The sequence below is a fragment of the Flavobacterium sp. J27 genome (genome assembly GCF_004303025.1).
In the GTDB taxonomy this organism is placed as follows: Bacteria; Bacteroidota; Bacteroidia; order Flavobacteriales; family Flavobacteriaceae; genus Flavobacterium.
In genome coordinates this window covers 1-10,606 of sequence record NZ_PJQW01000026.1, presented here as the reverse complement: position 1 = coordinate 10,606, position 10,606 = coordinate 1, and the positions used below count along the sequence as shown (strand labels likewise).

Annotated in this window: 8 protein-coding genes and 1 pseudogene; all 9 read left to right on the top strand. The window is 27.6% G+C overall.

The window, feature by feature from the left end; genetic code table 11:
* A pseudogene (locus CX675_RS19950) lies at positions 1–412 on the top strand (type IV secretion protein Rhs); the annotation flags it as partial.
* Between the two features lies 1 nt (position 413).
* The gene (locus CX675_RS19580) at positions 414–1,553 is read left to right on the top strand and encodes a polysaccharide deacetylase family protein (RefSeq protein ID WP_130736948.1); all 1,140 of its coding nucleotides are present in this window, start codon (positions 414–416) and stop codon (positions 1,551–1,553) included.
* Complete coding sequence (locus tag CX675_RS19575) at positions 1,554–2,105, top strand: hypothetical protein (protein WP_130736947.1); 552 nt, start codon at positions 1,554–1,556, stop codon at positions 2,103–2,105.
* Between the two features lie 133 nt (positions 2,106–2,238).
* Positions 2,239–3,288 carry a hypothetical protein gene (locus tag CX675_RS19570; RefSeq protein ID WP_130736946.1) on the top strand — a complete coding sequence of 350 codons (1,050 nt, stop codon included), beginning with the start codon at positions 2,239–2,241 and terminating at the stop codon, positions 3,286–3,288.
* A 30-nt stretch (positions 3,289–3,318) separates the two neighbouring features.
* Positions 3,319–6,756 carry a PAAR-like protein gene (locus CX675_RS20360; RefSeq protein WP_205728657.1) on the top strand — a complete coding sequence of 1,146 codons (3,438 nt, stop codon included), beginning with the start codon at positions 3,319–3,321 and terminating at the stop codon, positions 6,754–6,756.
* Positions 6,757–6,769: 13 nt separating this feature from the next.
* A complete protein-coding gene (locus tag CX675_RS19555; RefSeq protein WP_165396102.1) occupies positions 6,770–7,966 on the top strand; it encodes a tetratricopeptide repeat protein in 1,197 nt (398 codons plus the stop codon).
* A 218-nt stretch (positions 7,967–8,184) separates the two neighbouring features.
* Positions 8,185–8,361, top strand: coding sequence for a DUF3828 domain-containing protein (locus tag CX675_RS20295; RefSeq protein ID WP_370277923.1), 177 nt, complete (start codon positions 8,185–8,187; stop codon positions 8,359–8,361).
* Positions 8,362–8,440: 79 nt separating this feature from the next.
* Positions 8,441–8,728, top strand: a complete 288-nt coding sequence (locus CX675_RS19550) for a hypothetical protein (RefSeq protein ID WP_130736944.1) — start codon at positions 8,441–8,443, stop codon at positions 8,726–8,728.
* A 128-nt stretch (positions 8,729–8,856) separates the two neighbouring features.
* Positions 8,857–10,056 (top strand): hypothetical protein, encoded by a 1,200-nt coding sequence (locus CX675_RS19545; protein WP_130736943.1) that lies wholly within the window; start codon positions 8,857–8,859, stop codon positions 10,054–10,056.
* Positions 10,057–10,606 lie beyond the last annotated feature (550 nt).

Genomic DNA, 10,606 nt, shown 5'->3' with positions numbered 1-10,606 from the left:
AGGCAGTGTTTTTATAGAAGATCCTAGTGGTAATACTTGGATGATGGATGGAAAAGGAAATATTAGTGTAAATGCGCCTAATGATATTATCATGAATGCTGGTAGAAATATTTCTATTGCTGCTGCTCAAAATATTTATACTTCTTCGGGAATGAATATGGTTGAGCAAGTAGGAATTGATAAATCCACAACAATTGGAATGATGCAGAATACATTTGTAGGAGGAAGTAGCTTGTTAAACGTTGTAGGTGATTTGTTAGAGATTGTCACTGGAAATTTAGAATCAAATACAGAGAAAGATAGAATTACAAATAGTAAAGGGGAGATTATTCAATCTTCTGAGGGTGAAGTAGCAAAACATTCGCAAAAAGAAGTGAAATTAAATAGTACAGAAAAATCTAATCTATTTTAAAATGACTCGTACTAGGCTTGTACAAGGCACAATAACAGAAAAAACTAAGGGTAATGAAGTGTATTTTGCTCAGGGTAATATTGTTGTTAATGCTGGAAAAAAAATAAATATTACATCAAGTGAAGGAGTTAGTTTTGGAGCTCCAGAAAGTCCACCTGAAAGAAAAGAAGAAGATGTAATAAAAAGGGAAATTTATTTAACTTTTGATGATGGAATTCAAGCAGGTACAGCAGAAGTATTGAAAGTACTAAAAGAAACAGGTGTTAAAGCCACATTTTTTTTAACTGGAATTCATTTGTGGTATGCTTTTAAATATTTTAGAGAAACAGCAACAGAAGTTTTAAAAGATATTTATGAAAATCACATTATAGGAAACCATAGTTTTTCCCACGCCAATGATCATTATTCTAGTTTTTATAGAAACGGAGGTGTAAAAATAGATAACAATTCTAATAGGTTAAGTGTTGAAGATGATTTTGAAAAAAATAAAAATCAAATAAATTATTTTTTAGAATTAATAGGGAAAGGGGTTACAAATAATAGTTTCCCTTTTTCCCAATCACAAAATACACCTTTTGCTAGATTTCCAGGAACAAATACATGGTATGTGAATGATAATCTAAAAGATATAAAAAGGACATCAAGAGGTGAAACTTTTACTTTTGGAGTTAAAGATACAGAAGAGGAAGCTACTTTTTTATATAATAAAGGGTATAAAATATTTGGTTGGGATGTAGAATGGGAGATGTCATTTAATTTTCATAATGACTCTTTAGCTTTAGAAGGTAAAAGAATAAGTGAAGGGAATATGGATTTTTCAAATTGGGAAATTTCACATCCTTTTTTTGATATGTACTCTGGAGAAAATATAAATAAAGATAGAGTAAATAAAAACTGGCTAAGTGTTAGAGATGAAATATTAGATTATGCATATAATAATCCCTATACACCCATAGATAATGTAGCTAAAACAGAAGGCAAGGTTGTTGTCTTAATGCATGAAAGAGCATTTAGAAAAGGGAAAAAAACAACAAATGGCACAGTCGATTTAAATGATTTTACAGAAGCCAATAAACTAAAAGATTTAATAGCATATTTTAAAAATATAAAAGCAGAATTTAAAACACTAGATCAATATTAAATGAATAAAATTGTTAAAATAGTTGTGTTTTTTGTGATTACTTTTCTAGTAGTAATGGGCTTTTTAAAAGGGATTAAATATTATTCTATTAAAAAAATCGAATCAAATAAAAGTATTGAAACTTACAAAACAGAAATATTTGAACATAATAAAATTAAATATGAAATCGGGAATATTGGAAAATATCCTTGTTTGAAGATTTTAGCTAATTCTGATAAAGAGTGGAAAGTAATCAATTTGAGAGGGTTAATAAAAGATGCTTTTCCTTCAAATACTTACTACTATGGTTTTAAAGGAGTTGATAATACGGTATGGTTTTACGAATTAGAAACGTGTATTGAATGTGATGGTTCAAATAAATTACATAATATCCATTATAGTCACGATAATGGTAATACTTGGTTTAGAGTTGATCATTCTTATGTTAAACAAAATGCACACATTGAATTTATAAACGATAAAAAAGGATTTATAACGGTCTATATAAATGACTTGTTAAAGAGGTATGAAACGCAAGACGGAGGTTTAAATTGGAGAGAAATCACAGAATAAACAAATCATAAATAAAGAAAACAATCGAGTACTGTAAAAAAAATAGAGCATAGTTTATTATTTTATGTAATGATTTTTTTTAAAAATAATGGAATTAAAATAGGTAATTAGTTGCTTTAAGTTTCAATTTTAAATGAAAAAGAAATACAATATATTAGAATTAAGCGAAAAAGACACTCTGTTTAGTGTCTCAAAAGAACTACAAAAACCAGTAGATGAAATTGCTGGTTTTCATAATATCTTTGCTACTAGTGATTGTGTAATTGGTACTTCTTTTCCAAAAAATCTAAAACAATTATATGTCCCTTCAACCATTAATATCAGGGAAGTTAAAAGAGAGCCTAAAGTAAATTTTAGTTATGGGTCTTTTTTAAATTTAATGCCTACAAATAAAGAAAATTTATACCAAATTGAAAAAGAAATTATACAAGGTACAGTTAGTTACAAATTTAATTTTCAAGTTGGAATTAAGTTAATAAAAAAAACAGGAGATGATTTTATTTTTAGAATTTCTAAATTAAATAAAGAAAAAGATTTAAAAACAGACACTATTTTGTATAATCTTTTAGAAGAATTGGAACAAGTATATTATCCTCTTGAATTGCATATTAGTAAAAGCGGATGTGTTTCAAAAATTAAAAACCATAAGCAAATTCTTCAAAATTGGAAAGAACAAAAGATTGCATTGTATGAAAAATATCAAGGAGATGTGGTTATAAACTATCTAGATTATTATGAAAAAAATATATCTAATAAAGAAGTTCTTGAAAAATTATTAATGAAAGATATCTTTTTTACAGTTTATTTTAATGCTCTTTACGAAAATTACTCAACCGATTATTTTTTCGAAAAGGAATTTGAAATACCCGTGTTTTCAAAATGCAAGCATGTAAATTATCTCGTAAATCAGAAAATAAATCCATACTTGTCAAAAAAAGGAAAGGTTGAAATTGAAATTAAAGGAAAGGCTAAAGATGAAAGAACACAATTAGATTTTGAGTCTAATTTAGACCATTCTTTTTTTATGCCTTCAGGAACTAATCCAGTTGTAACAGGAGATTTAAAAATAAAATATCAATTAAATGCTATAACACATAGTATAGATAGTGTTTTTTTTGAATGTGATTTACAATTAGAAAAATATAAAAAAGTACGATTAACAATATCGTCTTTAAATGAATAATGTAGTGTGTAATAAGTAAAAAATAAGAACATGAGCGATAAACATATACTTGTGCAGGGTGCAACTGTTAAATGTAAGTTTAGTGTGGAGCCAAAGACAGATAAAATAAAAGTGTTATCTCAAAGTAAGCATTATGCTAATGATTCAGATGGTTCGGAAAAACTTATTGCTACAACAAAGGAAGTTGGACAAACTTTAGAAAAAAACACATTTGGGAAATGTAAATTACAACCTACAAGTAGTGATTATTTGCCTTGTAAAGCTGTAATTACACAGTGGACCGATTTTTATCAAAAAGTAACACTTTCAAATAAAGGACAAATCTTAACAGAAGAAAGTAAAGCCACTTGTCCTATTGGTGGTGCAGGATGTATAACTGTCGAAAATCATGGACAAAAAGGAGCTGCTTCTTCACAAGATGTCCAAACCACTGATGATGAAGTTGCAAGTAATTTAAATCCTGCTGCAGATATGGGAGGATTTAAACAAGATGAAAATCAAAAATTAAGTGAAAACGATAAAGAAGCTACAGAAAAAGAAATTACTGCGATACAAATTTCTAGTAAATCTAAGAAAATTACTTATGGGAGTACCTTAGATGTTGTGGTGCAAACCACAGGAATGCAAAATGATTTTGTAGAATTAACGTTATATGAAGATGATGCAAATGGAAGCGGTCATAATTCAATAAACAATAAGAATTTACTACAAACTAAAAAAGTTCAAATAGGAAGTCAAGGAGTAGCAACAACTCAATTTTTATTGCAACCCGATTTTCAAAAAATAGCCAATGCTTATAATGCCTCTGAAGGGAGTCAACATGAGTTTTATGTTGCTGCTTATTACTTAGGTTCTTTAAAAGCAGCTAGTGAAAATGTGAATGTGTCAAATCCAGCACACGTTGAAACCAGAAAAAAAGAAACGACTAAAGTATTAAATGGGGAAAAACCTGTAAAAGAAGAACCCGTTTCTTTCAAAGCTAAGGCGGGTAGCTCAATTCCTGTAAAAGAAAAAGGAATCAGTAAAGTTACTTTAGCAAAAAATGGTTCCAAAAAATTACTCGCTACTGTTTTTTCATCAGGATTAACAGGAAAAACAATTCGATTTAAAGTAATGGAAGAAGATTATTTGTCTCATGATACTTTAGTAGATAAAAAGTTTGTTTTAAATTCTGATGCCCATAAAATTGATGTTTTTTTAGACAGGATACCACAAAGTTTGGGAGGTGGCTATTGGTCTGAAGGTGACTTTCAAGAATTATTTGTAGATGTTCAAGTAGAAGACACCCAATCACATATCCTAAGTGAAACGATTGACGTAGATATTTCTTCTTTTAAAGTTGAGGTCGCTGAAAATAAAACAGTAACCGTTATCGATTCTGAAGAAGATGTATTAGCGGCTTATTTCGCTAAAAAAGAATATATAGAAAAAACTACTGAAGATGGTGGGGCATATACCTATACTTTTGGAGGTACCAAAGCCAACAATAAAACAAGTACTACTGCAGAAAAAGAAGCAGTAGCTCAAGCCATTTTAACCAAAGGAAAAGTAAACGATAAATTAAAAGCTGAAAAAAAGTATACTACAAAAGAAGCAATTGTGGAAAGTTTAACAGCTTCGGAATATGGTAGAGATACCGAAAGCAATAAGACGGTTGAACTTAAAACGTTTAAATTAGGCCCTAAATTTATCCGCATTAATAGCGCTCCATTAGAAGCAAAAGTATATTTAGTGGTTGAAACAGGAAGTTTAAACGGAAAATCTGTGAAGGTGTCAATCAAAGAAAAAGATGGTATCATTAAAGGTTCTGCAGACTCCATTTTACCAGTCATACAAATTACGGAACAACAAATGGATGACGATTCAGCTTCAGGAGAAGGTACTGAAAAATCAGAATTTACGGCAACTGTTGAAAATGGCATAGCAAAAATTCCGATACAACTACGACCAAAATCAGATGAAGATTTTGAGCAATGGAAAGAGAAAATTACAAAAGGTAAAAAAGAAGGTGATTATACGTATACTTTTAGCAATACTAACGGTACCACAATAACTGAAGAAAATAAAGCAAGATTAGCTGGAATAATTTTAACCAATGCAAAAGAAGGAAAATTAGGCAATCCAAAAATAGAAAATGGGAAAACGGCTTATCAAAATGAAATTGAAAATGCGTTAGAAATTAAAACATACAATAAAGGCGATACAATCACTTTTCCAACCTATAAAAAAGAACCGGAAATGCTTTGGTTAGATGTTTCTTGTAGCGGAAATAAGAAAGAGCATCATAAAGAGTTTTTGAAAAAAGAAGGATCTTATTTTGTAATAGGCGGTGGTTCATGCTGTTTGGTTGATTCTGAATTCTTTTTTAAACAGTATCAAACTGAATTTGGTGAAACATTAACAAATGATAATAAAGAAAGTCTGAAAAAAATGTTTAAATCAACAGCAGAATATTATTCCAATGAAAAAAGGAAATGTAATTTAAAACATATTGCATATATGTTAGCAACATCTAAGTTAGAAACTGCAAATACATTCAACCCAATAAATGAATATGGAGGAAATACTTATTTTGAACAAATGTATGATCCAATATTAGGAAAAAATGAAAAAAGGAGAAATTTATCCATAGCAAACGGAAATACGACTCAAGGAGATGGTGTAAAGTATCATGGAAGAGGATTTGTTCAATTAACATGGAAAGATAATTATCAAAAAATGAAAGATAAATTTAATGTTGATTTAATAAATAATCCAGAAAAAGCATTGGAACATGAATTAGCGATGAAGATAATGATTTTTGGTATGGAAGATGGAACTTTTACGGGTAAAAAATTGGCAGATTACATAAATGATAATAAAACGGATTATTTAAATGCAAGAAGAATAATTAACGGCACGGATAGGGCTTCAGATATTAAAGAATATGCAGAAAAAATAGAAAAATGTTTGAAAATAGAATGTAGTTGTGATGGAGCAGACAGTTCATCAAGCAATGTAAATATTCATTTTGTAGGGCAATCAGCACATGAAAATGCAGTATCACAGAGCTCTAGGCAGATATTACAAACTGTTGGTGAAGCTTCAAATAATTTAGATATATACATTACGAGTACAGCAAGAACACCACATGATCAAGCAAGAATTATGTATGATAATTGTCAAGCTGACTTACAAGAGCAAAGAGAAACTTACAGAGCGCCTGGACAAAGAGTAATCGATGTATATGAATCAAATCAAGAAAAAGAAAGAAGTGTTGTAATCAGTCTTATGGAAGCGAAAATAAATGAATTAGGTCCGTCTACAGTCTCATTGCATTGTGCAGATTCTAATACAATAAACGTGTTTGATATTTCTATCAGAAGGCTTACTAATCCAGCTGATTTTTTAACAGAAATTCAAAGCAGAACAGAAGTATCTAGAGTTTTAACAGAAAATGGTGTTTATCATGTTGAAATACCACAATAAAATAATTATTTTAATGAAACAAATATCAATCATTATAGTTTTTTATTTATCAATTTTTATAACTATAACTTCTTGTAAAGGACAAGAAAAAGAAAATCTTAATAAAGATAAAGTTGCTACTGATCAACATACAATCACTGAAAGTGGTGTGTATTATTATAAGCCTAATCTTAAGAAAATAGATTCTCTTAAAAAGACTTTAGGAGAAGATAATTTTTACACCATTGCAGATGATAATAATGCCTATTTTTCTGAAATACTTCAGAAATTAGGTGATAAGATGATAAAAATAAAAGCAAATTATATTTATTTTGCTAATGAAGATGTTTCTATTGATTTAGATACATTAAATGATAATTGGGGAATTATAGAATATGTTAAGGGAGAAAAACCTAAGATATTTTCCTTTGTAGACTACAATCTGATTTTAAATGAAAAGGTTAGCAGTAATAATTCAATTCAAAATGACACTTCAATTCGAATTGATAATACTTCTTTGTATGTAGGCCAAAAGGAATACAAAGGGTTTGTAATTAATGAAATGGCTGTAAATACATATTTAAAAACTGAGGGTTTTAACATATTTTATTTAATTTATGATTATACAGCATCTTCTATTAAAAGACAAGTTGCTTATAAATACTATTATGATAAAGAAGTTTATCTCATTTATAAAGAAAGCATAAGTTTTGGTAAAGAAGGAACAAAGTCTTACCGTATTTATTTTCAAGATTATAAATTAAATAACACCAATTTTGAAAAACTAGAAGCAATAAATTTTGATGAAAAATTATTATTTTCTTCTAACACTTCGGCCGCTCAAACCGCAATTGTTAACTTTAATGGAAAGACAATAGGAAGTATTTCTTATTCTATCACAAATCAAGAATTGTTTACCAGTTTTCCTATAGTTGAAAATTTAGAAAAAGTGACTGAGAATTTCAAAATTTCAAGTGTAGAAGACTTTAACAATATTGCATATAATTATGAACAATTAGGAAATTATAGTGACGCAATATTTATATTAGAAAAAATTATAAAACAATATCCTAATAGAATTGTTGCATTTTTAAATTTAGGCGATGCTCAATGGCAAATTGAAAAAAATGAAGAAGCAAAACAATCGTATTTAAAATATATCGATTTGATGAAAAAAAACAATAAAAATTTGGATAAAATACCAGTAAAAGTTTATGAAAGAATAAAGTAGACTTTTTGTCAATAATAAAAAAGAATATGATTAAATATGTCCAATTTTTTTGTTAATAATTACATTTCTTTCATGTAAAGAAATTAAAGAAAAAAAAGAAACTAATAATTCTGAAATTCAGTCAGTAGAAGAACAAGATATAACAAATGATGCAATAATAATTAAAAAAATCAAAAACATTTTATATTTTATACCTAAAAGAAAATGCTAAAGATAAAGTGGATTTTGTTTATTTGGCTGATTTAAAGAATAAATATCTAACTAATAATCTTTTGGATAAATTAGTGGAAATGAATTTGGATTATGATCCTTTTGTGAATGCACAAGATTATAATGTAAATTGGATTGCTAATTTAGAAATAAAAAAAGAAAAATGTATATTTAGTAAATATTAATGATAATGGAAATACTACTACTATTTCCTTATTAATAGATGTTGACAATGGTAGTTTTAAGATTGATGATATTATTAATTTGCCTGTAACTTTAAGTAATTATAGTGGTTCTTTAGAATTTTATGGAAAAAAAATAGTTGGAACATGGAAAAAGGATTGTAATGAAAAAACGTCAGCGTTAATTGTATTAGATTCATTACATGGTTATTTGGATATTTATCAAAACGATGATTATGCAAGAGTTGCTATAGATTTTGATAAAAATAAAATTAAATATGGTGTTCTTACAGGAATAACAAGACATAATAATTTTATTCAATGGTCAGATATATCAAACGATAGTCTTATATGCGAGATTATAAAATAGCTAAGAATAAAGTTGATATTACTATGTTTTTTGAAGGTGGTGAAACAACTATTATATTAGAACAAAAAAAAAGATGTTTTAAGAACCATTATTCATAGTGCCGATTAATAAGTTAAAAAATAATAAATGTGGTTGTAAAAAACGGTTTTAAAATTAAAATAAATATCTTAGTATTGTTAAGTTTTACCATGCTATTTTCCTGTAAAAAGAAAATAGAAAGTAAGCCTAAGAACATTTTAGATATAACGGTTTTACAGAGTCAAATTCCAAAAGAATATGTAATAAAAAAGATTGATACTTTTAATTTAGATAATGATAGTATAAGGGATTATATTATTACTGCTCATGATGAAAATAATTCTTTAACACATGAATATTGGTTCAAAAATAAAAAACTAATTACAACATTACAGTATCCTATATTTGATATAAATTTTAAATGGATTGTTAATATTGATGACGATGAGACAAAGGAGATTATCAGAGCGCAAGGTTTTGAAGATGGTATAGATTATGTTATATACGACATATATGACAATAAGCAAATTCCACTTTTGTATTTTAATCCAGCGGTTATAGACGAAAAGTATTCCAATAAAATATTTTGGGGCTATCCATGGGATATAAAACAACTCATTCAAAACGATGAAGGGCAACTTTTAGTTTCTTTATCTAACAATTATGAAAGAGATGGAGTGTTTACCAAACCGAATGAACAGTTGGAATTACCTTTTGTTTATTTTAAAGGGAAAACAACACAACCTGATATGGTATTGCATAATCTAAAACCATCAGAAGAGTTACGTTTTCCAGATTTGTTAAAGAGAGTTCGTTCATTAAAAGCTTCAGATAAATTATTAGCTATTCATGAATTTTTAAAAGATATTAATGAAGATGGGATTGAAGATAAAATAGTTGTCTACAAAAATCAAACATTACAAAATAAATATGATCAAGAACACTTTCAATTACCTATAAAAGTCTTTAAAGGTACAAAAAATGGTTTTCAAATTTGGAAAGAAAATGACAGTTTAATTTATAGTAATGCTAATAATTGTGTGGCTGAAGGATTTAATAATATTGTTGTAAAAGGAAAATATTTTACAATTGAAGCACAAACCTGTTATGATTATAATATTTTAGTAAGTGGATATATAACATTTAAGGTGTCTGGAAATGATATATATTTGCATAAATATGGAGAAGAATATTTTGATAAAGCGAATCATGAAAATGAAATACCAGCTAAAAACAAGGATGTAAGTGATTTTGGAGAAATTAAGTTTGAAAATTTAATTGAGAAAAAATTATATCAAATTATAAACTAAGTAGTAACTAAGTTGTAATGAAAAAGAGTAATATATATAGTGTTCTGTTCTTATTAACTCTATTCAGTTGTAAAGAAAATAATTCTCAGATTAAAATAGATACTCAGTCAATTGATTCTCATACAAATAATATTCCTAATATCTCTATAGAAAAAAAATGAGTTTTTAAAAAAATAATGTAACAATTTGTTGAAGTAAATGCTTTCTCAAAAAAGATATTTATAAAAAACAGTAAAAAACAATCAAAGTATTTTTTGGCGGATTTACTTTGAAAGAATTAAAATAAACAAATAAAAGAATAACGTATAAGAAAATAAACGTTATAAGAATGTTACCTGAATTATTTTTTGTTTAAATGATATTGAAAACAAGAATATAAGGGGGATTTTTCTTATATTTACGTTTACACAAACAAAAACAAACAAATATATCATGGCAATAAGTACAAAAATCAGCATTCATATTGCAGGTGAGTCACTTACGCGATTTTCAAAATTAGTAATCCATCAGAAAGTTCACACGCACCATACTTTTTCTATTTTGCAACCTT